This is a genomic window from Streptomyces sp. NPDC005878, assembly GCF_040629815.1.
Classification (GTDB): domain Bacteria; phylum Actinomycetota; class Actinomycetes; order Streptomycetales; family Streptomycetaceae; genus Streptomyces.
The window spans coordinates 594421-619399 of record NZ_JBEXWK010000001.1; the positions used below are offsets into that span (position 1 = coordinate 594421).

Below are 24979 nucleotides of genomic sequence, written 5' to 3' on the forward strand. Positions count from 1 at the left end.
AGTTCACGCAGGGGCCGTCCCATTGGACGGCCCCTTTTCCATGCCCGAAGGGGGGCAGCATGAGTCAAGTTTCCAAGGTTCTGGCCGTTGCGAAGGGTGAGGTCGGCTACCAGGCGGAGCGTGCGCCCGGCGAGCGTCCAAGCGGCCACCAGAAGTACAGCCCGGAGGTCCCCGGTCTGGAGTGGAGTAACTTCCAGCCCTGGTGCGCCACTTGGGTCTCCTGGGTGGCCATGAAGGCCGGCGTCGCCAGCCTCTACCCCCGAACCGCCTCCGTGTGGACCGCGATGCAGTGGTTCAAGCAGCGGTCGAGGTGGAGCGAGTACCCCGCCGTCGGGGCCCAGGTGATCTACGGAGAGAGCGGCAGCACGCACACCGGCATCTGCTACGCGTACGACGAGACGTGGATCTACACCTACGAGGGCAACACGAGCCTCGAAAACAGTGCCAATGGCAACAAGGTGATGGCACGGCAGCGTCGCCGCCGCGACGCCTATGTACACGGCTACGGCCTGCCCGAATTTGCCGAGGGGATCATCACCGCGGACCCCTCCAAGAAGGGTCAGGCGGGATACACCTACGCGGCGAAGGCCGCGGGTTCAACCAGCGGCACGGGAGGCTCCTCGGGGACGAGCACGAGCCGGTACAAGGTCAAGAAGGGGCAGACACTCGGCGGAATCGCCGCCCTGCTCGGTGTCTCCCTGGCCGCGCTCCTGGCCGCTAACCCCGGCATCAAGGACCCGAACACGATCCACCCTGACCAGGAGATCAACGTCCCGGCTAAGCCCTCCCACCCGGACAAGCCGGTTGAGAAGCCGAAGCCTCCGACCGAGAAGCCGACGAAGCCAGAGCCGTCAACGCCGCCGTCCAGCGGGGGCACATACACGGTCAGCAAGGGGGACTCGCTCTCCTCGATCGCCACCCGCTTCGGGTTGAGTCTGAACCAGATCGTGAGCTGGAACCCCGGCCTGGCCGCCAATCCCCACCTGATCTACCCCGGCCAGAAGGTGAAGGTGCGAGGCGGGAAGCACGCCGCCGTCACGCCGTCAGTCGCGAAGGAGCCGAAGCCTCGTGAGCAGTCCCGCCCCTCCACTCCCGTCTCGAAGCCTGTTGCGCCTGCGGTTCAGAAGCCCTCACAGGATGACCGTCTGGCCCGGATCGAGAAGGAGCTACGCGAGGTCAAGAGCAAGCTCGATGAGGTCTCCGGGAAGCTCGACAAGCTGACCCCGAAGCCCGGCCGAAAGCCGATCGACAAGCCGAACCCGGACGCGAGCGAGAAGCCCAAGCCCGTGAAGCCGGCCGTACCGGTCCAGCCCGAGGTCTCGAAGCCGACACAGGTCCCCGTTGTCCCCCAGCTCATCATCCCGGCCCCGGAGGTCGCTCATGTTCCGTAAGCACATCGTGCGCCTTCTCGGCGCCCTGGCCGCGCTGACTCCCTGGCTGGTTGCGCAGTTCCCGGACATCCCCTGGGAGGCGCTGATCCCGTTCTCGCTCGCTCTGCTGGGTGGTGCTGAGGTCGCACAGCGGGTCGAGGACCAGAAGACCGGCACCGCTCTCTCCGAGCCCTCCCCGGACGAAGCCGCAGCAGCAGCACACCTCCGCCTGGCCCTCCTGGAGATGGAACACGCTTCCAAGGGTGGGACCTTGGAGGAGTAGATGAGAACACCCATGAATGATTGAACTAACCGCATTACAATGGTTGGTACAAAATGGGTACAAAAAAAGAGCCGGGGCCCCTCATGGGGCCCCGGCCTTTCGTGTATCCGCTACTCCTTGACGTGCTTCACAGCCTTGTCCAGGATCGGCAACTTTCCCGGACAGTGCTTCTTATAGATGGCCCGGTAGGCGTCCTCCGCGGCCTTGTCCGCTCTGGCCTCTGGAACCCCGCTATCGGCTGCGAGGTTGGCGATGGTGATCAGCCCGCCACTGACACCCCCAACTGCTACGCCTTCATCCTCGGGCTTCGAGCAGAGGTCCTTGACGGACAGGTCCCTCACCTTGTTCTCGCTGATCCAGCCCCCGTTGTCCTTCACGGCCTGGACGACGTACGCCTTCGGAGAGTCGGCCGGCGCGCTGGCCTTGTCATCACTGCCGCTGCTCCCGCAAGCGGAGAGCCCAGCCGTCAGCCCGAGGGTGAGGGTGACGGCGAGGACGGTCTTCCTTATGTGCATATGGTCAAACTATCGACATATGGCACACATCAGCGAACAGTAGGTCACCCTAGGCATCGGCTCTTGCCCCTGGCCTCAGCGGCGGATCACCCTGAGCGCTTCAGTCATCGAGCCCGAGCTGGCGTCGGGCACCTTCCCAATCAGCTCGGACGGCATCACCTGCAATCTGCATTCCGGCCTTGTCCATCGCGAAGTACAGCCCGTGCTTCCGGGTGATGAACGCGGGAGAAACCCCAGGCGCGTCGCGAGGCGCCAGTCGATAGCCAGGCGGCAGCGGATCATCACTGGCTGGCTGTTCGACCAACCACAAGCGCCAACTGACACCGTGCGGGTCCTCAGCCTCGTAGGTACCGCTGCCGTAATCGCCCACCAGGGTCCACTGCGGCAATGGACCATCGGCATAGCTCACGGGCCGTCCCTCTCCTGTTTGTCTTCCGCTTGTGCCAAGCAGTTCAGGTCGTTCCAGTCGCCAACTGCCCAACGCTGGACCAGTGCCGCGTACCTCCCTTGGATAATCCTAGCGGGACGCCTCCTAGGCATCTGGCTAGGCTTCACAGCAGCTCAGCCAGTGGGTTGCTCGACTTCTTTTCCTTACCAACCCCCATCTGGGCGGACTTCTTGGCGGGGGCCTTCTTCGCAACCGTCTTCTTGGTGCTCGTGCCGGCCGCGCGCTTCCGCGGTCCTGACCGCTCCGCCTGAGAGGGGACGACGGCGAGCTTCGGCCGCTCCTCGGGCTGCGCCTGGTCCTCGTCTTCGCCCTCCCGCTTGGCGTCTGTGAAGCGGAGGTACACGGGCTTCGGACCGCCCTTGGCCGAACCCTGCCGGGTCTCCATCACCACGTCGGGCATCCTCTCCACGGCCGCACTCAGCGCGTCTGCGTTGCCCCGAGTGCCGAGCGCGCGAAGGATCAGGGTCCGGGTGGCTTCCCCGCCGTAACGGTGAAGGGCTTCCCTGACGATCTGCTCGACCGACTTCATCTGTCGGCCGGTTCCTTGCTGGGCCTCGTTGATGAGCTTTTCGGTGCAGTCCATCGAGTACTCAATCATCGCATGGGCCGCCTTCCACGCTTTGGCCGAGATCACGGTCTTCCGTTCCGCGGCCACCAGGAGGCAGGCGACGCGAAGAAGGTTCTCGTCTCCTCGCTCGATGAAGCATGAGACGTTCTCCGGAAGTGATGCCATTCGGTCATCAAATTCGCGGCGGTATGAATCATGCAGGGTCGCCGCTTCCGGGGACAGCTCCATTTCTCGGGCTTTCTCACGAGCCCATCGGTAGGCGCGAGTAAGTGCCGGCGTCTCCTTCACCGCGTCGAGAGGCTTCTTAATGTTCGACGGCAGGGACTTGGACTGGTTGACCAGAAAGTGAGGGATGCGGTTGAACGCGCCACCAAGGGCGAACTCGGGCTTAACGAGGGGCGCCCACCGTCCCGGCTGGATGTGGACGTGGTAGCCGAGGAGCGGCACATCGATTCGCTGCTCCTCTCGCTTGCCACCCTTCCCCTTGGTCGTGTTCACCACGGACTCGCCGTCCCAGGCGTTGATGAGCTGATCGTGGTACGTGGCGTCTCGGTTGGCCCGCTTGAGGACCGACGCCCACTCTCCTTCCGCGATCATCACGCGGCCGTCTCGTCCGTCCTCTGAGGTCAACGACTCCTGCTCGACCTCGAACAGAGTGGTCACCAGCGACGGGCCGCTGGCGATTCCCTTCCGCATCCGTGTGGCCAGGAAGCCGCCGATGGACGGGTCCACGATGGCCCGAGCGGTCGCCAGGGCGAAGCCCTTCCGTCCCACCCTCGACCTTCCGACGAGTGCCGTCCAGAACACAGTCGGCCGGCCGCTGGGCTGAAACACCTTGCCGGCCAGCGCCGCGGACCACAGGGACAGGGTGGCCGCGTACACGCCGACCGGGTCAGCCTCCGTGTGAGGCATGGCGACTGCTACGGCCTTACCCAGGGGGCCGTACTGCATCTTCTTGAACTGCTGCTCACTGCTCATAGTTGCTGTGTCTCCTTGCTGCTAGGCCGCAACGGCGTCAGTGGTGGTCTCGCCGAACAGGTTTGCGAAATAGGCGGCGAAGCGGTCTGCATGTTCCTGGCACAGGTCATAGCTGTCTGACCCTACCGATAGCGTGGTAACTCCCGCTCGATCCTTGCCCTTTGTGCGACATCCGTCGCAAATGATCTCTTCGATCACTCGTCGCGCCATTTCCTTCTCCTCCATCCCGAGAGGCCATAGCCAGGGGGCCAGATTTACCGGCCCCCGACTAAAGCCCTTCGGGTCACTTCTGGGCGTGGACCTGATAGGCGTATCGACCGAACGGGGTGATGTCGCCGCTCTCATCGATGAACTCGAAGTTCAGGAGCCGCTTGGCGGACACGGCGAAGCCCGTCACCTTCCCGCCCTTGCCTCGCGGGAGGTCACCAACGAGCTGCCCGAGGATCTTGAGGTTGCTGTCCTGGAGTGCGTTGACCCGCTCCAGAAGGGTCATGTCCTCGATGCGCGCGGTGCGCTCGCAGCCGTACCCCTCGCGCTTGTGCCAGTTCTTCTCTCGCCCCGAAGGCACAGGAAGCGCCTGGTAGTGCTTGGTGGCTTCCTCTTCGCTGACGATGACGGAACTTGGCGAAGTTGAGGCAGGGGTGACAGCAGGGGCGACCGCGGAACCAGTGCTGCCCGCGTGACGGTATGCCTCCTGGACGGCCTCCGGGATGCGGCCACGGTCGTTGACCTCGTAACCGTTCTCCCTGGCCCAAGCTCGTACGGCCTTGGTGTCGAGAGTGTTCTTGGCCTTGCCTGCGAGTTGCCGGACGGGTCGGCCGGCCTCGCCCTGGGCCCTCCTGCCGACAGCGATGTACGGGGCCAGGACCGCGCGGAGCTGGTCCGCGTTGACGTCGGTCAGGTCAATCTCGAACAGAGCCCCATCTATGCCGAACTCAACCGTCCGGATGATGCCGGGTTCCGTGACCTTGGTGCCGTCGAGGTCGTCAATGTACGTGGTGACGAGCTTCTGAGCCATGACTCTCTCCTTGGTGGTGCCTGATCGCTGTTCGATCAGCCATGACGAAGGGCCCGGCCGAAGCCGGGCCCTTCACCAAAGCTGTTCGACCGTTAGCCGTACTGCTCCTCGTACATCGCGGTCTCCGCCGTATTCAGCCGCTCCAACACTTGATTGATCAGGATCTCTGGGAAGTCTGTGAAACCGTGCGCCCCTTCGGCTCCGCACGTGAAGTGCGTTGGCGTACCGTTCCCGGCAATCGTGAAGTGGGCGGCTCCGTCGTCGTCCGTCCAGATGTCGAGCCACATCGGAACGGTCATCTCAAGGAAGCTGTCGCAGTCTTCAACAGGGCACGGGTATCGGGTGAGGTCCAGATCTGTCACTTGGTGACCTTTCGTATGTGGGTTATCTCGATGTCCGCTGCTCGACCAGCCGTGCCGTAGTGCCGGATGGTCAGCATGAGAGGGAACGCTTCGAGCGGGTTGTCTCCGTCAGTGAGGACACACGGACGTATCCACGAGAACCCTTCGGCATCCGTGAACTCGACTTCCCAATGGGTGATTCCTTCGCTCACTGCTGGCCCCCCTTGATCTGTCCCCACTCGTTCTGCGGATGCTCTTCAAGGCGTCCTGGAGCCACGGTGACCACCTGGTTCGATCCGGCCTTGCGCACCTTGTATCGGCCGTCGGGGCGGCGCCGTTGGACGCGCCCGGCCGTCAACACCGACCCGTCCCCCCGCTTGATGAAGACGTAGGCGCCTCTCGTGTAGGTCACAGCCCTACCTCTTCAGGCTCGGCCTGGAAGAAGGCCATGTGGAGGGGCTTGAGTGCAGCCCTTCGCGCTTGCCGGTCCGGGCGGTTCAGCGTTCCCGGAAGGACAGCGACCGCCCGATCCATCAACAGGTGGGGCGAGCGGTTTCGTACATGGACCGCGCAGCGCTCACATGCGTTCCAGGGCTCCGCGTAAACGTGCGTCTGCCCTCCTACCTTCTCCACGATCGCTTTGCGGGTCAGGAAGGCGGTCACAGGCTGATCGGCTGAGCAGAAGTCACAGACCCCCCGCAGCCGGCTTGGGTCCTGGGGTACCGGTTCGGCGGGGTGATCCCACTCCTTCCCGACCCAGGCCGGGTGGACGTACCGGCCGCCGAAGGCATCGATCCGGTGCGTCAGTGGTGTGCAGCAGGTGTCGCACATCATGGGTTCGACCAGCATCACGCGTCAGCCTCCACAGGGGTAAGGGTGATCTCCTGGCCGTTGTCGAGCACGTACACCAGCTCGTTGCCCGCGTTCAGCTCTCGCTGGATTTCTGCAATGTCCTCTGCGCTCAGAGGCAGGCGGGGAAGTCGACTACGCACGCTCGTACGCTCCGATGCTGGCGAGAGTGGTTCGGCTGTCCATGTAAGCCATGACCGCTTCCTTGACGAGCATCGCGGCCACAGCCGGGGGGTTGTGGTAGCTCTGCGCGGCATCCGCGCACCCTTCCCAGACACTGTCCATTGCTTCCTTTCGTTCTTTTGTCGCGGACAGGGAGGCCGCTCCTATCGCGGCCTTTCGGATGTGCGCACGATCCGTCTCGTACGCCTTCATGGCTCCCATGACGGGCCCTTCTATGCGTTGGTGTCGAGTCTTAGCGACTCTCCCCCAGACCCTCACACTCCAACGTGAGGGCCTGAGAGACAGGCGTTAAGGTCAGCAGGTGCTTACGAAGTGCCAGGTACCGGCGCCCTCGTAGAGGGCAACCTCACCGCAGAGCAAACGGTCTTGAGCCTCACTAATCGCGATAGCTCGCATGTGGCCGTGGTATTCCTTCGGTAGGTTTTCCCAGTAGTGGTCTTCCTGCTCGATGATGTACGCGGCGTACGCGTTCTCCTCCGGGCCCAACTCCTCTGCGACAGAGCCGATGTAGCAGTCTTGGCACGTCTCGTAGAGGTCTTCCGTCGGAACCTGTCCGTGGAAGTGGTCCACCACCACGGCGGGGAAGTCATCGAGCGCGAGCGCAATCAAGTGGAGATCATCGATCGACTCGTACTCCCCGAGCCGGATACCGCCGAAGTCCTCGTAATCATGAATCGCGAACTCCTCGGCATCGGGCATCGGGGAGGATTCCAACATGAGCTGGATCTCATGGCGGATCGAATCCGGGTCCTGTGTGGCATCTATCCATTCGCCGTGAAGGATGCCGTTGTTGTAGGACGCGAGGCATGCGGCATAGATCTGGTGCATGGGTTCAACTCCGAGGCTTTCGAGCGTCGTCAAGAGGGATGATGTCGGGGCCCGTGATCTCGTGCGGCGGCTGCCCTCTGTCAGCCGAGTACCAGTCCTGAATGACTAGGTGCGTGATGTTGTCGCGCTTCATCTTGGGCTCGCCATACACAACCCCGATGACCCTTCCGCGCGACCAGCGCCGTACGTGGCGAGTCCTGTACTCAACCCACATGCCAATGCGGATAGTTGCGCGGCTTACCACCCTGACCACCACGATCGAACCTCTTCGGGCTCCTCGTCGTAGCACTCGGTTATGACCTCGTCCAAGGTGTAGTGCGGATTTTCCAGAAGGGTCATGACCGAGTTAACGACCATGTTCATCAGGTCTGTATCCCGCTCGCTCCCGAGTTCATCGAGCACCAGGTCCACGCCGTTGTTGACCGCATTGGATATGTCCTCGCGGGTCCAGACGTAGACAGGTTCGTGAATATCACCGGCCAGCTCTGCCGCACGCTCACCCATCTTCACCACGTCGGAACCGATCACGCGGATGATCTCTTGAGACATCGTCACTGGGTTCACTCTCCATCTCGCACGAGGGGGGCATGTCCGTGAAGAACCGCGACATGCCCGAGGTATTCGGCCGCTTCCTTAAAAACGGCTTCCGCTTTGTCGCGTGCTACGTCGCTCGCATCGCACGCATTCGGCGCCCACACGTGAAACGTCACGGGTTCGTCTTGGCCGTAGTCGCGTACGTCGTCCGCACCCTTCTCCCACCAGTCCGATTCCCAGTCCATGACGACCGTGTAAGGCCGATCACACCCCCGGCCGGCCTGAGTCTGGGCCTGGAACTCCCCCAGTAGCGACCGCAGTAGCTCTCGGTGGTCCGGGCCCGTGCCCTTGAGGCGCCACTGACACTCGTGCCACTTGATCTGGTCGATAGCGTCGCGGAGAACCTTGGAGGCAACCGATTCGTTAATCGCGTTCGTCTGCATGATCAGCGGCCCTCAATCCATACGCCTTGGGCATCGAGACGCGCGGCGCCGGTAAGGAATCCGTTGGCCTCGCCGTGACCCTTGAGGGGCACCCAAATACCCACGTGGTCACCCTTCACGTACTCGATGGCTCCTCGGTAGATCCCGGCACTCCATCCCATGTAGGGGTCATGGGAAAGTTGCACTCGGACGCGCTTCCCTACGGTCAAGTCGTTACGGTCCATCTGGTCAAGGTGTGTCGTTGCCACTGCCTTACCTTTCCTGATTCGCTCTCTCGCCTGTCTGAGAGCCCATAGCCAGCCTCACACTCCAACTTGTGAGCCTGACTAAAGGCGTTCAGCCTTTCTCTTCTTCAATCGGCCAAACCGTTCCGACCTTGAACGATGCGCCGCTAGGAGCGACGATCCGGACATGCCCGCACAACGACCACGGGGAACGGTTCACACGCCACTGCGCGGCCCTCTTGGCCGCCTCAAAGGTCCAGTAGGTCATGCCGTATTCCTGCACATTGAAGACCCCTTCAGAGTCCCGCGTGTTCACCGTGATCACATAGGTGGAGCCAGGATTGTCTACGGCCCTAACGGCTTCGATCATCTGGCCCACTTCTGCATCGGAATACCCATACCCAGAGTTATAGGTGTTGTGGTTCACGATGATGTCGCGGATTGCATGGTGCGCCATGTGGTCCATGTCAGATCCCCAACTTTGCGCCGCCGTGCGGCCAGCGGACCGGATAGCAATCCTCACAACCGCGCTGAATCTCTCGGAGATCAGATACGGTCGGGTACAGGCCCATGTGTCGAAGGGCGTCCACATAGGCTGGGACACACTGGCAATCGCCCTCTTGTTCACGCTCCGCACAGTCGTAACAGACATGCTCAGACGGATCTACGCAGGTCTTAACCCACGCTGAACAGTCCATGCATTGGCCGTATCCAAGGGAGGCCAACGCCTCATCCACGTCACACCTTGAACAGTTGGAACAGGACGGAACCTCCGGCATCTGTCGGATCACGTCATCCGGTTCGATACCTTCAGGCAGGCTGTAGAGGTCCGCGATCATTGCGCAAGCGTTGTCCCATTCGAGTTCGGACAGTCGCTCATCATCCAAGATGGGATAGTCGGCCAACGCTGCACTGATCTTCCGCGCTATCTCGTGCCCAGCACGGCTGGCCGCGTCCCACACAATCCACCCCTTGTGGCTGTAAGTATCCACACCAGCGGCCTTGAACGCGGCGAGCGCACTTTCACAGTTGACCCTGATCCGATTCTCGGAACAGTCGCAGTCGTAGTAGTTGTGGACATCCCACACGGTTAGGGGCTCACCCGTACCGTCATCCACCATTCCGAAGCCTCGCCACCCAAAGTCAATGGCAAGTTGCGCCATGTCATACAGGTCCGGGGCGTACCGCGAACTGTCGGCATACTCCCGCGCGAACTCATTGAATTTGACGTCAAGGATCACATTCATTTCGTATCCCCTCTCCTTACTCGCCTACGCCTAGCGAGACACAGCAACGCTCACACTCCAACTTGTGAACGTCGCTGAATCGCTCTAGAGCGTTTCAAGAATGAGCAGTACCTCGCAGAGAGCACATACGTACCCTCGCTCTTCGTTCCACCACAGGAACCGTGTCGCCTTGCAGTGAAGACAGGTTCCCAGGGTCACCGCTTCCCGCCCTCTTCACACACATTGCCTGCACCGTCCTCGTAGCCCTTTGACTCACCCTCGTGAGTTTCCTGACAGAGTGCATCCGTGAAACCATCGTTATAGGTGGTTACGGCATCCACTTTGCCTTGATTCGCTTCCGAGTAGAGGTATCCACTCGTGAACGCCAGGGCTACAGCAAACAACCCGAGCGCGAGCCGCAACTTAGATATCCTGCGCGCCACTTGCCAGCCTTTCTCTTGCGGTATCAGTCCATCACTGACACTCACCCCCACGCACTCATTCTCAGACGCTTAGAGACGTACTGTGCCCCGTTGCTCATGGCTTTGTGGCTGCACGCTGGACACGTCGTGTTGATTGGGTGCGTGAGAGTCAATCTCAGATGGTTACGGGGGTAGCTTCCCCGCTAGCTTGAGTGTCTGACCTATCCATACGGGCCGGTCCATGCTTCCCGCTATCCGCTCACGTAGCGCGCCGCTCATCGCAGGATTCACCCCGCTCCGGTACGCGCTCACTCCAGGGTTATTCGCTTCGCCCTGTGTGGCTCATGGTTTATTCCTAGCGCTGTAGTCCCCCGAACCCTCCTGAGAGGGTCTTACCGGTGAGTCATTCACTAGTGCCTGTTTGGTTTGGGAGCCGCCCTAGAGCGCTCCTGTCGCGGTTCCTGATACCGGATTCAGATCCAGGCCCCGTATCCGCATCCCCGCTTGGCGGGTGGGTCTCGGTTGCCTTTCCGGTCGGTGTCTCGCTGACAGAAAGAACACTCTCACACTCCAACCTGAGTGTCTATAGCGTGTACACATCAAGGCGCTTTGTATCACTATTTGTATTGCGCATTCGAACCCATGAGTTCAAAGGAGACGCGCGCGAAAGCACATGATCCGATCGCGGTCAATACCGAATCACGTGATTAGGGCCACAATCTATGACCCCACACGGGGCTTCGATGCATACCGGATGCATTTCGTCAACGAGTAACGACATGCATTCTTGGTGATCATGCACACATTCGGATGTCACGTTTCGTTGTCTATTCGTGACGTTTCCTGAACCACTAGCGCTACCGTTCGTGCGCTAGCAATCACTCGCAGGCAAGGCATCCGCTACGCGATTCGAATGCAGCATCGAACGCATATGGATACGTTTCCGCGAATGCTCATACCGTCACACTCCGAGCGCACTTCAATACGCACCGAATACAGTTAGTTCATGCATCCACGGAAGGTATTCAGCGCTAGTCGCAATGCCACCACGGATACCTAGGTCAATGCGTGCGCGCATGATGAATGAACTATCCCTACTACAATGCGTGGTACATAGACGGGGGTAATGCCTCTGCATTCATTCAAAGGACCCACCAGGGGTGCCTTCCTTCGATCATGTACGGGTATGAACTAACTGACCGGCCTCGTGCCGGCCTACCGGCCCCCAACCCTTCCAGGGTCCCCCGAGGGCTCTCTAAGGCGCTCAGAACGCCGTTCAGGGCCTCCATTGGGTCAATTGCGCGATCACGGCCGCCTCATGTCGCGCTCCAACTCCACCCTGGCGTGATCTGCGTCTCTCTTCGGCGGATCACCGAGAGGGTTCAGGCTCGTTCTCACCGACGCTTTAGTTGTAAGCGGGGGTTATGCGCCCCCGCCAGTGGCCAGCGAGCTGCCCGAGGGGCAGGGCGGCGAGCCGGCCTCCCAGCCCCCGCCCTCCGGAGGGCGGGGGTTGTATCAACAGCGATGAATGAATGAACTAACTGTAGTACAGACCATGCTACAAAACAGGGGAACCCCCCGCCCGAGACGGGGGTTCCCTCGATGGTTAGCCCGTGAATGAACTAACCGCCACGTGTTCCCGGAGCCGTTCCTTCATGTCGTCCGGGAAGTGGAGCAGCACTCGCGGAGGATCGCTTTTCTTCGGTGTCGGCCAGCAGAGAGCTTTCACGCCACACTTCCTCAGAAGGTTCCCACGCTCTTTCCAGTCCATACCGGCCCAGGCTTCGGCGTAAGTCTTGCCCATCGATTTCCATTCATAGTGGGGCTTCACCGATTCCTCGGTCTCGATTTTTTTCAACCGGTCCATGAGATTCTTTTTGCGGCTCAGGTAGTCTTGCCTGCCCCCTTCGTAGTCATACAGCTCCATGTCCCACTCTTCAGAGAGTTCCTTGAGGGCGGTTTCGTAGCGTTCCCTTTCGGCCGCTACGTCGTTTCCAGGGACAAACACTCGAATCTGTGCTTCCTCCGAGCCCACTTCGTTGAGGAAGTACTTCTCGATGAGGTTCTTCACCTCGTGGCCGTTCATGCTGCCGGCGTCCTCGTGGCACTTCGCACCCGGAGTGTTGTTCGTGGAGCACCGAAGGTAGTTGTAATGCTGTGTCTTGCCATTGCGGGTCCTTGATGACTTGGATTCGTAAAGGACTGCGAGACAGTTCATGCAGTACCCGACCTCGCGAAGGTCTGTAGCGTTCTTGGTAACGGCTTCCGGGGCGCGGTTTCGCTTCTTGAAACGCTGCTGCATGGCCTCGAAGGCGGTTTTCGTCATGAGGGCCTGTGCTCGCTGCACCGGTAGGCCGTCCTTGCCTCGGATAGGCTTCCCGTCCTTCCACGATTCGCCGGTGAGGACTCGATTCGTGAGGATGGAGTGCACCGAGGACTGATTCCATCGTCCGTAGGGTCGCTCTGCCGCCTCGGCCGGTGTGATCTCGCCTCGTGCGATCAGCTTGTTGCGCCGACGCCACTCACTTGGGCTGACAATCTGCTTCTCGTTCAGGTAGGCGGTGATGTCCTTCATCGAGTGGTCCTCGGAGAGGTTGATCATCGTCTGTACGTGCCGGATCGTGTCGTCTTCGAAGACCAGGTACCAGCCTTCGTCGTGGATTGGGCTCGGCACGGCCCTGTAGCCGTACGGGACGACGCCGCCCTTCCAGCGCCCGAGCTGCCGCATCTTCTCCGCGGCACCCTCGTTCCGCTCCTGAATGGCTTCCCACTCCCAGGAGGCGACCATGGCCATCATTTCCGCCATCTGCCTGCCGGCCTTGGTCGTGGTGTTCACGCCGTCGGAGGTGATGATGGCCTTGCCGTACTTCTTCATCCACTCCATGAGGGTGTGGAAGTGCAGGGCCCGACGGGTGATCCGGTCCATCTTCCAGGCCACCAGGGCATCCCATTGCCCCATGCAGGGCTCGGCGGGGGTATGAGAGCACTCCGAGGTGGCGCAGGACGGGTCCAGGGCCCTGAACCAGAGCCCGAGCTTGGGCCGGTGCGCGGGGTAGACCCTGCCGGACACATCGAGGTCGTCGCAGACGTGGATCAGCTCGCCCAGGACCATCCGCCGGATGCCGTCGATGGACTCGTTCTGCCGCTCGGGGCTCGTGCTCGTCTCAGTCTCACGGGACAGCCGGATTTCCCCCAGGAGCCGGAGCGTGTCGCTGTCAGGCTTGGGGCGAGGTTGGAGTGTGAGACTTTTGCGCATGGGTGCAGGTTGGGGTGTGAGACTGCGGTCTGTCAACTTGACTCCCCGGTGTCACCTCCCTGACCTGGGAGGATGACTCAGAGCTATGTTGCAAACTCGCCCACTTCGCGGTCACCAACTGGATCACGGCCGCCGCGCGCGTGCAGCAACTGCTCGCGCGCAAGACCGCGGAGCTCGGCTCGCTGCTCACCCGCAGGGTCGCGGCGGGCGAGGTCGTCGCGGTCTCCACCGGCGACGTCGAGAAGATCGGCTGGTTCGTGGAGGCCCTGTCGCGGTTCGCCGCCGCGGCGGCCGCCCTGGTGATCATCTGCGTCGGTCTGGTGCTCTACCAGCCGGTGCTCGGCGTGCTCGTCGCCGTCGGCGTTCCCGTACTGGCCCTGGCCGTCCTGCCGTTGCTGCCGCCCGCCACCCGGCGGGCCGACGTCCAGCGCGAGAAGGCGGGCCGGGCGACCGAGCTGGCCTCGGACACCGTGGCCGGGCTGCGGGTGCTGCGCGGCATCGGCGGCGAGGAGCTCTTCCTCACCCGCTACCGCGAGGCCTCCCAGGAGGTGCGCGCAGCCGCCGTGCGCAGCGCGCGGATGTGGTCGCTGATCTCGGCGGTCCAGGTGCTGCTGCCGGGCCTGCTGCTGATCGCGGTGGTCTGGTACGGGGCGGCGCTGGCCCGCGACGGCCGGATCGAGGTCGGTGAACTGGTCACCGTGTACAGCGCGGTGACGCTGATGCTGTATCCGCTGCGCCACTTCGAGGAGATCGCCATGGCGTACTCCTTCTCCCGGCCCTCGGCCGTGCGCGCGGCCCGCGTGCTCGCCCTGAGCCGGGCCACCGACCCGTCCGGGACGGACACGGGGGTGCCGTCCCGGACGGACGGGCCGTCGCGCGGGGCCGAGGCCCCCGCCGGCGACCTGTACGACCCGGCGAGCGGACTGCTCGCGCCCGAGGGCCGGTTCACGGCCGTGGTGTGCGGCGATCCGGACGCGGCCGGACGGCTGGCCGAGCGCCTGGGCGGGCACGCCGCCGAGGCGGACGGACTGCCGTCCGCGCTGCTCGGCGGGGTCGCGCTGGACGGGCTCCCGCTGGACACGGCACGCGCCGCCGTCCTGGTCCAGGACAAGGACCCGGTGCTGCTCTCCGGCACGCTCCACGAGCTCCTGGACGTGCCCGCGTCCGGGAAGGTCGCGCCGGACGAGGCGCTGGCCGCCGCCCAGTGCGCGGACGTCCTCGACGCGCTGGCGCAGGCGTCGGCGGACAGCGACGGCGACCCGACGCGCACCCGGATCACCGAGCGCGGCCGGTCGCTCTCCGGCGGCCAGCGCCAACGCCTGGCGCTGGCGCGGTCCTTGGTGACCGACCCGGAGGTGCTCGTCCTGGACGAGCCGACCTCGGCGGTCGACTCGCACACCGAGTCACGGGTCGCGGGCGGCGTCAGACGGCTGCGGGCGGGCCGCACCACGGTCGTGTTCTCGTCGTCACCGCTGCTGCTCGACCTCGCGGACCGGGTGGTACTGGTGCACGACGGCGAGGTCGCCTCGGTCGGCCTCCACCGCGAACTGCTGCGCACCGACGCCCGCTACCGCGCGGTGGTCACCCGGGAGACGGACGAGGAGACGCACGGACAGGACACCTGGGAGGAGACGGCATGATCGGCGTGAGGGCACCCGAGTACGACCCGGCGGCCCCGGAGTCGGCCACCACCCTGCCCGTCGGCACCCCGGCGACCGTCCGGGCGTACGTGCGCCATCTGCTGCGGCGCCACCGCGCGGCGTTCGCCCTGCTGGTGGGCGTCAACGCGGTCGCGGTGATCGCCTCGATGGTCGGCCCGTATCTGCTCGGCGGGGTCGTCGAGGACCTGTCCGACGACGTCCCGGACCTCCATCTGGGACGCACGGCGGCGCTGTTCGCCGTCGCGCTCGTGGTGCAGACGGTGTTCGTCCGGCTGGTGCGGCTGCGCGGCGGGATGCTCGGCGAGGAGATGCTGGCCGATCTGCGCGAGGACTTCCTGGTGCGGTCGGTGGGGCTGCCGCCGGGCGTCCTGGAGCGCGCGGGCACCGGCGACCTGCTCTCGCGGATCACCACGGACATCGACCGGCTGGCCAACGCGATGCGCGAGGCCGTGCCGCAGCTGGCCATCGGCGTGGTGTGGGCGCTGCTGCTCCTCGGCGCGCTCGGCGTCACCGCGCCGCCGCTGGCGCTGGCGGTGCTGCTCGCGGCCCCGCTGCTGGTGGTCGGGTGCCGCTGGTACTTCAGGCGGGCGCCCTCGGCGTACCGCTCGGAGGCCGCCGGGTACGCGGCGGTCGCCGCCGTGCTCGCCGAGACCGTGGACGCGGGCCGGACGGTGGAGGCGCACCGCCTGGGCGAGCGCCGGATCGCGCTGTCCGAGCGGCGGATCAGCGAGTGGACGGCCTGGGAGCGGTACACGCTGTGGCTGCGGTCGGTGCTCTTCCCGGTCGTCAGCGCCACCCACATGACGATCATGCTGGCGGTGCTGATGATCGGCGGCTCGTTCGTGCTCCACGGCCGGCTCACGGTGGGACAGCTGACCACGGGCGCGCTCCTCGCCCAGATGCTGGTCGAGCCCGTCGGCCTCATCCTGCGCTGGTACGACGAGCTCCAGGTGGCCCAGGTCTCCCTGGCCCGGCTCGTCGGCGTCCGGGACATCGAGCCGGACGCGGGCGACACCGCGCTGCGCCCGCGGGGCCGCGACGTCGAGGCGGAGGAGGTGCGCTTCGGCTACCGCGAGGGCGTGGACGTCCTGCACCGGGTGTCCCTGTCGGTCGCCCCGGGCACCCGGGTGGCGCTCGTGGGCCCTTCCGGCGCGGGCAAGTCCACGCTCGGACGGCTGCTCGCGGGCATCTACGCGCCGCGCGAGGGCCGGATCACGCTCGGCGAGGCCGAGCTGTCGCGGATGTTGGCCGAGCGGGTGCGCGAGCACGTGGCCCTGGTCAACCAGGAGCACCATGTGTTCGTGGGCTCGCTGCGGGACAACCTGCTGCTGGCCAGGGCCGGGGCCGAGGACGCCGAGCTGTGGGCGGCCCTGGGCGCGGTCGACGCGGACGGCTGGGCGCGGGGGCTGGAGGACGGCCTGGCGACGGAGGTCGGCTCGGGCGGACACGCCCTCACCCCCGCGCAGGCCCAGCAGATCGCGCTGGCCCGGCTCGTCCTGGCGGATCCGCACACCCTGGTCCTGGACGAGGCGACCTCGCTCCTGGACCCGCGCGCGGCACGCCACCTGGAGCGGTCGCTCGCCCGGGTGCTCGACGGCCGCACCGTCGTGGCGATCGCCCACCGGCTGCACACCGCGCACGACGCGGACGTCATCGCGGTGGTCGAGAACGGCCGCATCAGCGAGCTGGGCAGCCATGACGCCCTGGTGGAGGCGGACGGGGCGTACGCGGCGCTGTGGCGCTCCTGGCACGGGTGAGGCTCCGGCCCGGGGAGGCGGGCCGGGGCGTGCGGGGCGGTGGTGGCGGGCTCAGATGACGTTGAGCGCCCCCGCCGCCCCTATCCCGCCGAGCACCATGAACGCGGGCATCAGCACTTTCAGCTCGACCCAGCTCCCGGCCCGGAACCGCAGCATCTTGGGCGGGCCGACGGGGTACCAGCGCTTGCGGCCCACCGGGATCGGCCACAGGACCGGGCAGCCGGAGACGGTCAGCGCGTCCCCGATGTCGTGGACGAGGGCGCCGAGCACGATCGGCAGGCCGAGCCACAGGTACTCCTGGCCGGAGCCGGTGAAGAGCCAGCCGGAGCCGTTGCCGGGCTTGTCCAGGACCCCGGCCATGATCCAGGCGCCGGCCGCGCCCAGCAGCCACACCAGGACGTCGCTGGACATCCGGGCGGCCCGCCACAGCAGGCCCTCGACGGCGAGCACCACATGGACGAAGAGGATGCCGAGCACCGCCCAGCGCCCGCCGAAGACGGCCGCGGCCGACGCGCCCGCCCCGATCAGGACGGCCCACAGCCAGGTGTGGGTGAGCGTGCGGTGGCCGCCGTTGCGACGCGGGTCGCCGGGGCCCCGGGTCGCCTGGTAGACGGCGTGCGAGAGGTCGTCGACGATGCCGCACAGGGCCCGGGAGACCGGTCCGAAGGCGCGCGAGATGGTCGCGGACTTGTGGTCGAGGTCGGGCGCGAGCGCCGCCCCGGCGCTGATCAGCGCGCCGGCGACGAGGACCGGCCAGGGCATGGTGTGTCCCGTGGCCGCCGCGGCGGCCCCCACCCCCAGCCAGGCTGCCGCTCCTGACAGTGAGTGCGCAGGTCCCATCATGACCGTGCCCCGCCCCATTTCCTGTTGTCCCGTGGCCCAGTTGACCCGTCAGCCTATCGTTCATGATCTTCTCGCCTCGCCTCCGGTTCCCTCTCTTGGGGGGAAGCCAGGCAAGATGGGGGCGTGACCCTTATCGATCAGCTGCCGCCGAGTGCCGACCCCGACGCCCTCTTCGAGGCCTTCTCCACCTGGGCCGAGGAGCGGGGCATCTCCCTGTACCCGGCCCAGGAGGAGGCGCTGATCGAGGTGGTCTCGGGCGCGAACGTGATCCTTTCCACCCCGACCGGCTCCGGAAAGAGCCTGGTGGCGGCGGGTGCGCACTTCGCGGCGCTGGCCCGGGACGAGGTGACGTTCTACACCGCGCCGATCAAGGCGCTGGTCTCGGAGAAGTTCTTCGACCTGTGCAAGCTCTTCGGCACCGAGAACGTCGGCATGCTGACCGGCGACGCGTCCGTGAACGCCGACGCCCCGGTCATCTGCTGCACCGCCGAGGTCCTGGCCTCCATCGCGCTGCGTGACGGCAGGCACGCCGACATCGGCCAGGTCGTGATGGACGAGTTCCACTTCTACGCCGAGGCGGACCGCGGCTGGGCCTGGCAGATCCCGATCCTGGAACTGCCCCAGGCCCAGTTCGTCCTGATGTCGGCGACGCTCGGCGACGTCTCGATGTTCGAGAAGGACCTCACCCGGCGCACCGGCCGCCCCACCGCGGTGGTCCGCTCGGCGACCCGCCCGGTGCCGCTCTCGTACGAGTACGTGACCACGCCGATCACCGAGACGCTGACCGAGCTCCTGGAGACGAAGCAGTCGCCGGTCTACATCGTGCACTTCACCCAGGCCCAGGCGGTGGAGCGGGCGCAGTCGCTGATGAGCATCAACATGTGCTCGCGCGAGGAGAAGGACGCGATCGCGGAGCTGATCGGCAACTTCCGCTTCACCACCAAGTTCGGCCAGAACCTCTCCCGCTATGTGCGCCACGGCATCGGGGTGCACCACGCGGGCATGCTGCCCAAGTACCGCCGGCTGGTCGAGAAGCTGGCGCAGGCCGGTCTGCTGAAGGTGATCTGCGGGACGGACACCCTCGGCGTCGGCGTCAACGTGCCCATCCGCACGGTGCTGTTCACCGCACTCACCAAGTACGACGGCAACCGGGTGCGCACCCTGCGCGCCCGTGAGTTCCACCAGATCGCGGGCCGGGCCGGGCGGGCCGGGTTCGACACCGCCGGGTTCGTGGTCGCCCAGGCACCCGAGCACGTCATCGAGAACGAGAAGGCCCTCGCCAAGGCGGGCGACGACCCGAAGAAGCGCCGCAAGGTGGTCCGCAAGAAGGCTCCCGAGGGCTTCGTGGCCTGGTCGGACGCCACCTTCGAGAAGCTGATCGCCGCCGAGCCCGAGCCGCTGACCTCGCGCTTCCGGGTCACCAACATCATGCTGCTCTCGGTGATCGCCCGGCCGGGCAACGCCTTCGAGGCGATGCGCCACCTGCTGGAGGACAACCACGAGCCGCGCAAGGCCCAGCTGCGGCACATCCGCCGTGCCATCGCGATCTACCGCTCGCTGCTCGACGGCGGTGTGGTGGAGCAGCTGGACATCCCGGACGCCGAGGGCCGCACCATCCGGCTCACCGTCGACCTCCAGCAGGACTTCGCGCTCAACCAGCCGCTGTCCACGTTCGCCCTCGCGGCCTTCGACCTGCTGGACCCGGAGTCGCCCTCGTACGCGCTGGACATGGTCTCGGTCGTCGAGTCGACGCTGGACGACCCGCGCCAGATCCTCGCCGCCATGCAGAACAAGGCGCGCGGCGAGGCCGTCGGGCAGATGAAGGCGGACGGGATCGAGTACGAGGAGCGCATGGAGCGGCTCCAGGACATCTCGTACCCGAAGCCGCTGGAAGAGCTGCTGTGGCACGCGTACAACGTCTACAAGAAGTCGCACCCGTGGGTGGGCGACCACCCCGTCTCGCCGAAGTCCGTCATCCGTGACATGTACGAACGGGCGCTGACCTTCACCGAGTTCACCTCCTGGTACGAGCTGGCGCGCACCGAGGGGATCGTCCTGCGCTATCTGGCGAGCGCGTACAAGGCGCTCGACCACACCATCCCGGACGACCTGAAGACCGAGGACCTGGAAGACCTGATCGCCTGGCTCGGCGAGATGGTCCGCCAGGTCGACTCCAGCCTGCTCGACGAGTGGGAGCAGCTGGCCAACCCGGAGATCGAGACGGCGGAGCAGGCCCAGGAGAAGGCCGACGAGGTCAAGCCGGTCACCGCCAACGCCCGCGCCTTCCGCGTCCTGGTGCGCAACGCGATGTTCCGCCGGGTGGAGCTGGCCGCGCTCGACAACGTGGACGCGCTCGGCGAGATGGACGCGGAGTCCGGCTGGGACGCGGACGCCTGGGGCGAGGCGATGGACAAGTACTGGGACGAGTACGAGGACCTGGGCACCGGCCCCGACGCACGCGGCCCCAAGCTGCTGCTCATCGAGGAGGACCCGGCGCACGGCCTGTGGCGCGTCCGGCAGACCTTCGCCGACCCCAACGGCGACCATGGCTGGGGCATCAGCGCGGAGGTCGATCTGGCGGCGTCCGACGAAGAGGGCCGCGCGGTGGTGCGCGTCACCGACGTCGGCGAGCTCTGACCCCCTGGCTCCCGAAAGGACCGCGACGACATGACCAACCCCGCCGAGAGACTCGTCGACCTGCTCGACCTGGAGCAGATCGAGGTCGACATCTTCCGCGGCCGCAGCCCCGAGGAGTCCCTGCAACGGGTCTTCGGCGGGCAGGTGGCCGGCCAGGCGCTGGTGGCGGCCGGGCGCACCACGGACGGCGAGCGCCCGGTGCACTCGCTGCACGCCTACTTCCTGCGCCCCGGCCGCCCCGGGGTGCCGATCGTCTATCAGGTCGAGCGGGTGCGGGACGGCCGGTCGTTCACCACCCGCCGGGTCACCGCGGTCCAGCAGGGTCGCACGATCTTCAATCTGACGGCCTCCTTCCACCAGCCGGAGCGGGGCAGCATCGAGCACCAGCTGCCGCCGCGCCTGGACTTCCCCGAGCCGGAGTCGCTGCCGACCGTCGCCGACGAGATCCGCGAACACCTGGGCGCGCTGCCGGAGGCCCTGGAGCGCATGGCGCGCCGCCAGCCCTTCGACATCCGGTACGTGGACCGGCTGCGCTGGACGGCCCAGGAGATCAAGGACGCGGATCCGCGCAGCGCGGTGTGGATGCGCGCGGTCGGCCCGCTGGGCGACGACCCGCTGGTGCACACCTGCGCGCTCACCTACGCGTCCGACATGACGCTGCTCGACGCGGTCCGCATCCCGGTGGAGCCGCTGTGGGGCCCGCGGGGCTTCGACATGGCCTCGCTGGACCACGCCATGTGGTTCCACCGCCCGTTCCGGGCCGACGAGTGGTTCCTGTACGACCAGGAGTCCCCCATCGCGACCGGCGGCCGGGGACTGGCCCGCGGCCGCATCTACGACCGCGAGGGCCGGCTGCTGGTGTCGGTGGTCCAGGAGGGCCTGTTCCGCCCGCTGCCGGCCCGCGACTGACCCATCCCTGTTACGAGGAGTTGGCTGATGAGCCTGTACGACATCCCGCTGCGCACCCTGACCGGTGAGCCCACTTCGCTGGCCGACTACAAGGGCAAGGCGGTGCTGGTCGTGAACGTGGCGTCCCGGTGCGGTCTGACCCCGCAGTACGCCGGTCTGGAGCGCCTCCAGGCGCGGTACGGCGAGCGTGGCTTCACCGTGCTGGGCGTGCCCTGCAACCAGTTCGGCGCCCAGGAGCCCGGCAGCGCGCAGGAGATCCGGACGTTCTGCTCGGCGACGTACGGGGTGACGTTCCCGCTGCTTGAGAAGACCGACGTCAACGGCGACGGCCGCCACCCGCTGTACCAGCGCCTCACCGAGGTCGCGGACGCGGAGGGCGAGGCCGGGGATGTCCGGTGGAACTTCGAGAAGTTCCTGATCTCCCCGGCCGGCGAGGTGGTCGCCCGGATCCGTCCCGCCACCGAGCCGGAGGCCCCGGAGGTCGTGGCGGCGATCGAGGCGCAGCTGGCGGTCTGAGCGACCGTACGGCTACCGGAGAGACGACGCGGCTCCGTTCCCGCCACACGGGAACGGAGCCGGCTTCGCAGCGCAAGCACGTTAGCGGATCGGCATGCCCGACAGGGTGCGGGCGATGACCAGGCGCTGGATCTCGCTGGTGCCTTCGAAGATCGTGTAGATGGCGGCGTCCCGGTGCATACGCTCCACCGGGTACTCCCGGGTGTAGCCGTTGCCGCCGAGGATCTGGATCGCCTGCGCGGTGACCTTCTTGGCGGTCTCGCTGGCGAACAGCTTGGACATCGAGCCCTCGGCGGAGGTGAAGGGCCGGCCCGCCGTCGCCATCCAGGAGGCGCGCCACACCAGGAGGCGGGCCGCGTCGATCTGCGTCCGCATGTCGGCGAGCTGGAACGCGACGCCCTGGTTGTCGATGATCGGGCGGCCGAACTGCTCGCGGTCCTTGGCGTATTCCAGCGCGTAGTCGTACGCGGCGCGGGCGGTGCCGACCGCCATGGCGCCGACGGCCGGGCGGGAGGCCTCGAAGGTGGCCATCGCGGCGTTCTTCACGCGCTCGCCCCCGCCCGCCTTCGCCTTCTCGCGGGCCCGGGCCAGGCGCTCGTCCAGCTTCTCCTTGCCGCCGAGCAGGCAGTGCCCGGGGACGCGCACGTTCTCCAGGACGACCTCGGCGGTGTGCGAGGCGCGGATGCCGTGCTTCTTGAACTTCTGGCCCTGGGACAGGCCGGGGGTGTTCGGCGGCACGATGAAGGAGGCGTGCCCCTTGGACCCGAGCTCGGGGTCGACGACGGCCACGACCACGTGCACGTTGGCGATGCCGCCGTTGGTGGCCCAGGTCTTGGTGCCGTTGAGGACCCACTCGTCCTTGGCCTCGTCGTAGACGGCCTTCGTCCGCATCGAGGCGACGTCGGAGCCCGCGTCCGGCTCGGAGGAGCAGAAGGCGGCGACCTTCACGTCGTCCACGTCGCCGTACATCTGCGGGATCCAGGTGCCGATCTGCTCCTCGGTGCCGTTGGCGAGGACACCGACGGCGGCCAGGCCCGTCCCGACGATCGACAGGGCGATGCCCGCGTCACCCCAGAACAGCTCCTCCATGGCGACCGGGATGCCGAGACCGGTCGGGTCGAAGAACTGTTGGGCATAGAAGTCCAGGGAGTAGATTCCGACCTTGGCGGCTTCCTGGATCACCGGCCAGGGGGTCTCCTCGCGCTCGTCCCACTCCGCGGCGGCGGGGCGGACGACGTCCTTCGCGAACCCGTGCAACCAGTCCCTGACCTGCTTCTGGTCGTCGTTGAGTTCCATCGTGAACTCAGCCATGTCCCCTCCACCACTTCCCGTGCCACAGACAAGCGTTACTTGCGGTAACGGCAGTATGTTACTCGTCGGTAGCGCATGTCAACCGGCGAACCACCGCTCAGCGCGGGACCTGGCCGGAGTGTTACGTTGCGCAGACATTCCGGATGGCGGAACACGCCGGCGGAACCAGGAAAGACGCAGGACGAGTACGGGCGGGGAGACGAAGCCATGGAGACCACACACCAGGCCGAGCAGCAGCGGACGTCGGCCGAGAGCCGTCGGCGGGAACTGCTGGAGGCGGCGGACCGGGTGGTGCTCCGGGACGGCCCCAAGGCGTCGATGAACGCGATCGCCGCGGAGGCCGGGATCACCAAGCCGATCCTCTACCGGCACTTCGGGGACAAGGGCGGCCTCTACCGCGCCCTCGCCCAGCGCCACACGGACGCGCTGCTCGCGGCGCTGCGGGCGGCGCTGGACGCGCCCGCGGGCCGCCGCGAGCGGGTCGAGGCGACGCTGGAGACGTATCTGGTGGCGATCGAGGCGCGGCCGCAGGTGTACCGCTTCCTGATGCACCCCGCGGAGGACAGCGGCGGCGGTGAGCACGCCGGGTTCGACGTGGGCCGCCACTCCGCGCCGCTGCTGCGGCGGATGGGCGAGGAACTGGGCGTGGTGATAGCCGAGCGGATCGACCTCGGGCCGGGGAGCGAGGCGCTGGCGCGGGTGTGGGGGCACGGGATCGTCGGCATGATGCACGCGGCGGGCGACTGGTGGCTGGGGGAACGGCCGTGCTCGCGGGCGGAGTTGGTGCGGGGGCTGGCGGATCTGCTGTGGGGCCGCCTGGCCGCGGCATCGGACCGTGCCGGAGGCCCGGGCTTCTAGCGGGGCCTCCGGCCCCGCACCCCGGTTGGCGCTCATCCGCGGGCCGGTGAGGGCTGGTCGCGCAGTTCCCCGCGCCCCTGAAGACCCGGGGCTCCGCCCCGGCCCCTCTCCGCAAACGCCGGAGGCGCTGAAGGCGCGGCGTCCCAAGACACCAAGGGGCCCGGGGACCGCCGCGAGCACCCAACCGCGCCCCGACAAGGGGCGCGAGGAACGGCGCGACCAGCCACCCACCGGCCCGCAGACGAACACCGGGCCCTGAAGGGGCGCGGGGAACTGCGCGACCAGCCCCCACCGGCCCGCAGACAAAGTCCGGGCCCAAAAAGGGGCGCGGGGAACGGCGCGAGGAACCCACCACCGGCCCGCAGACGACATCCGGGCAAAAAGGGGCGCGGGGAATGGCGCGAGCGGCCACCACTACCCGCGGACGCATCCCCCGGTCAGGACAACCCCCGCCCCGGAAACCCCAGCCCCGCCCGGCGGGCAGCCCGTACCGCCCGCCCCCTCCTCCACCCCGTCAAGCGATCCGCGTACACCAACCCCTCCAGGTGGTCCATCTCGTGCTGGAGGCACCGCGCGAAGAACCCCGTCCCGGACACCCGCACCGGCTCCCCCGAGACCGTCCACCCCTCCACCACCGCCTCGTCGTACCGCTCCGTACCGGCCTCCAGGCCCGGCAGGGACAGGCAGCCCTCGGGGCCGCGGACCACCACGCCGTCCGTCGACACCAGTCGGGGGTTGACGAGGTGTCCGAGGTGGCGGACGTCCTCGTCGTCGGGGCAGTCGTGGACGAACACCCGCAGGCCCACGCCGATCTGATTGGCCGCGAGGCCGACTCCCTGTGCCGCGTACATCGTCGCGAAGAGGTCCTCGACCAGTCGGGCGAGGGAGGGGCCGAAGTCGGTGACGGGCTCGCAGGGGGCGTGCAGCACCGGGTCGCCGAGGAGAGACATCTCTCGTACGGTGCCGGAACTGCCGGGAATCGGACGGTGGCGCATGGCCGC

General features: G+C 66.4%; 25 protein-coding genes and 2 pseudogenes. 8 read left to right on the plus strand and 19 right to left on the minus strand.

Features of this window, described 5'->3' with window-relative positions:
- Positions 1–59 precede the first annotated feature (59 nt).
- A complete protein-coding gene (locus ABZ404_RS02840) occupies positions 60–1391 on the plus strand; it encodes a LysM peptidoglycan-binding domain-containing protein (RefSeq protein WP_358829467.1) in 1332 nt (443 codons plus the stop codon).
- Entirely contained in the window at positions 1381–1653 is a 273-nt protein-coding gene (locus tag ABZ404_RS02845; protein ID WP_358829466.1) for a hypothetical protein, read from the plus strand. Before ABZ404_RS02840 ends, ABZ404_RS02845 begins: the two co-directional genes overlap by 11 nt.
- 110 nt (positions 1654–1763) lie before the next feature.
- On the opposite strand, the gene ABZ404_RS02850 is transcribed toward ABZ404_RS02845, so the two are convergent.
- The 16 genes and pseudogenes from ABZ404_RS02850 to ABZ404_RS02925 all read right to left on the minus strand — a co-directional run bounded on the left by ABZ404_RS02850 (position 1764) and on the right by ABZ404_RS02925 (position 13486).
- Positions 1764–2168, minus strand: coding sequence for a hypothetical protein (locus ABZ404_RS02850; RefSeq protein ID WP_358829465.1), 405 nt, complete (start codon positions 2166–2168; stop codon positions 1764–1766).
- Positions 2169–2268: 100 nt separating this feature from the next.
- Positions 2269–2577: a hypothetical protein gene (locus tag ABZ404_RS02855; RefSeq protein ID WP_358829464.1), complete on the minus strand. Its 309-nt coding sequence runs from the start codon at positions 2575–2577 to the stop codon at positions 2269–2271.
- 142 nt (positions 2578–2719) lie between these two features.
- Positions 2720–4162, minus strand: a complete 1443-nt coding sequence (locus ABZ404_RS02860; RefSeq protein ID WP_358831781.1) for a hypothetical protein — start codon at positions 4160–4162, stop codon at positions 2720–2722.
- A 21-nt stretch (positions 4163–4183) separates the two neighbouring features.
- Positions 4184–4387: a hypothetical protein gene (locus tag ABZ404_RS02865; RefSeq protein ID WP_358831782.1), complete on the minus strand. Its 204-nt coding sequence runs from the start codon at positions 4385–4387 to the stop codon at positions 4184–4186.
- 460 nt (positions 4388–4847) lie between these two features.
- Positions 4848–5180 (minus strand): annotated as a pseudogene (locus ABZ404_RS02870) (Lsr2 family protein); the annotation flags it as partial.
- 92 nt (positions 5181–5272) lie between these two features.
- Positions 5273–5542, minus strand: coding sequence for a hypothetical protein (locus ABZ404_RS02875; protein WP_358830218.1), 270 nt, complete (start codon positions 5540–5542; stop codon positions 5273–5275).
- Between the two features lie 187 nt (positions 5543–5729).
- Positions 5730–5933, minus strand: a complete 204-nt coding sequence (locus tag ABZ404_RS02880; RefSeq protein ID WP_358830217.1) for a hypothetical protein — start codon at positions 5931–5933, stop codon at positions 5730–5732.
- Complete coding sequence (locus ABZ404_RS02885) at positions 5930–6373, minus strand: hypothetical protein (protein WP_358830216.1); 444 nt, start codon at positions 6371–6373, stop codon at positions 5930–5932. Before ABZ404_RS02885 ends, ABZ404_RS02880 begins: the two co-directional genes overlap by 4 nt.
- Entirely contained in the window at positions 6370–6513 is a 144-nt protein-coding gene (locus ABZ404_RS02890; RefSeq protein WP_358831783.1) for a hypothetical protein, read from the minus strand. The genes ABZ404_RS02885 and ABZ404_RS02890 overlap by 4 nt, the downstream gene beginning before the upstream one ends.
- A 334-nt stretch (positions 6514–6847) precedes the next feature.
- Positions 6848–7381 (minus strand): antirestriction protein ArdA, encoded by a 534-nt coding sequence (locus ABZ404_RS02895; protein ID WP_358990053.1) that lies wholly within the window; start codon positions 7379–7381, stop codon positions 6848–6850.
- 237 nt (positions 7382–7618) lie between these two features.
- Positions 7619–7936, minus strand: coding sequence for a hypothetical protein (locus ABZ404_RS02900; RefSeq protein WP_358830213.1), 318 nt, complete (start codon positions 7934–7936; stop codon positions 7619–7621).
- A gap of 5 nt (positions 7937–7941) precedes the next feature.
- The gene (locus ABZ404_RS02905) at positions 7942–8358 is read right to left on the minus strand and encodes a hypothetical protein (protein WP_358830212.1); all 417 of its coding nucleotides are present in this window, start codon (positions 8356–8358) and stop codon (positions 7942–7944) included.
- A 336-nt stretch (positions 8359–8694) separates the two neighbouring features.
- Complete coding sequence (locus ABZ404_RS02910; protein WP_358830211.1) at positions 8695–9048, minus strand: hypothetical protein; 354 nt, start codon at positions 9046–9048, stop codon at positions 8695–8697.
- A gap of 1 nt (position 9049) precedes the next feature.
- A complete protein-coding gene (locus tag ABZ404_RS02915) occupies positions 9050–9829 on the minus strand; it encodes a hypothetical protein (protein ID WP_358830210.1) in 780 nt (259 codons plus the stop codon).
- A gap of 194 nt (positions 9830–10023) precedes the next feature.
- The gene (locus ABZ404_RS02920) at positions 10024–10302 is read right to left on the minus strand and encodes a hypothetical protein (RefSeq protein WP_358831784.1); all 279 of its coding nucleotides are present in this window, start codon (positions 10300–10302) and stop codon (positions 10024–10026) included.
- 1534 nt (positions 10303–11836) lie between these two features.
- Entirely contained in the window at positions 11837–13486 is a 1650-nt protein-coding gene (locus ABZ404_RS02925) for a recombinase family protein (RefSeq protein WP_358830426.1), read from the minus strand.
- A gap of 107 nt (positions 13487–13593) precedes the next feature.
- Between ABZ404_RS02925 and ABZ404_RS02930 the strand changes: the two are divergent.
- Together ABZ404_RS02930 and ABZ404_RS02935 are read left to right on the plus strand one after the other, a co-directional pair.
- A pseudogene (locus ABZ404_RS02930) lies at positions 13594–15126 on the plus strand (ABC transporter ATP-binding protein); the annotation flags it as partial.
- Positions 15123–16904 carry an ABC transporter ATP-binding protein gene (locus tag ABZ404_RS02935; protein ID WP_358836413.1) on the plus strand — a complete coding sequence of 594 codons (1782 nt, stop codon included), beginning with the start codon at positions 15123–15125 and terminating at the stop codon, positions 16902–16904. The pseudogene ABZ404_RS02930 and the gene ABZ404_RS02935, both read left to right, overlap by 4 nt.
- A 51-nt stretch (positions 16905–16955) precedes the next feature.
- Here the strand turns inward: ABZ404_RS02935 and ABZ404_RS02940 are convergent, their stop codons facing one another.
- On the minus strand, positions 16956–17747 hold the full coding sequence (locus ABZ404_RS02940; protein WP_358836414.1) for a metal-dependent hydrolase: 792 nt from the start codon (positions 17745–17747) through the stop codon (positions 16956–16958).
- A 123-nt stretch (positions 17748–17870) separates the two neighbouring features.
- On the opposite strand from ABZ404_RS02940, the gene ABZ404_RS02945 reads away from it, so the two are divergent.
- From ABZ404_RS02945 to ABZ404_RS02955, 3 genes are read left to right on the plus strand one after another with little or no spacing between them, the layout of a single operon-like run.
- Positions 17871–20384: a DUF3516 domain-containing protein gene (locus ABZ404_RS02945; protein WP_358836415.1), complete on the plus strand. Its 2514-nt coding sequence runs from the start codon at positions 17871–17873 to the stop codon at positions 20382–20384.
- A gap of 30 nt (positions 20385–20414) precedes the next feature.
- Positions 20415–21293 carry an acyl-CoA thioesterase II gene (locus tag ABZ404_RS02950; RefSeq protein WP_358836416.1) on the plus strand — a complete coding sequence of 293 codons (879 nt, stop codon included), beginning with the start codon at positions 20415–20417 and terminating at the stop codon, positions 21291–21293.
- 27 nt (positions 21294–21320) lie between these two features.
- The gene (locus tag ABZ404_RS02955) at positions 21321–21809 is read left to right on the plus strand and encodes a glutathione peroxidase (protein WP_358836417.1); all 489 of its coding nucleotides are present in this window, start codon (positions 21321–21323) and stop codon (positions 21807–21809) included.
- Between the two features lie 81 nt (positions 21810–21890).
- On the opposite strand, the gene ABZ404_RS02960 is transcribed toward ABZ404_RS02955, so the two are convergent.
- Positions 21891–23120 carry an acyl-CoA dehydrogenase family protein gene (locus ABZ404_RS02960; protein WP_358836418.1) on the minus strand — a complete coding sequence of 410 codons (1230 nt, stop codon included), beginning with the start codon at positions 23118–23120 and terminating at the stop codon, positions 21891–21893.
- Between the two features lie 207 nt (positions 23121–23327).
- On the opposite strand from ABZ404_RS02960, the gene ABZ404_RS02965 reads away from it, so the two are divergent.
- Positions 23328–23978 (plus strand): TetR family transcriptional regulator, encoded by a 651-nt coding sequence (locus tag ABZ404_RS02965; RefSeq protein ID WP_358990055.1) that lies wholly within the window; start codon positions 23328–23330, stop codon positions 23976–23978.
- Positions 23979–24415: 437 nt separating this feature from the next.
- On the opposite strand, the gene def is transcribed toward ABZ404_RS02965, so the two are convergent.
- The gene (gene def / locus ABZ404_RS02970) at positions 24416–24973 is read right to left on the minus strand and encodes a peptide deformylase (protein WP_358836096.1); all 558 of its coding nucleotides are present in this window, start codon (positions 24971–24973) and stop codon (positions 24416–24418) included.
- Positions 24974–24979 lie beyond the last annotated feature (6 nt).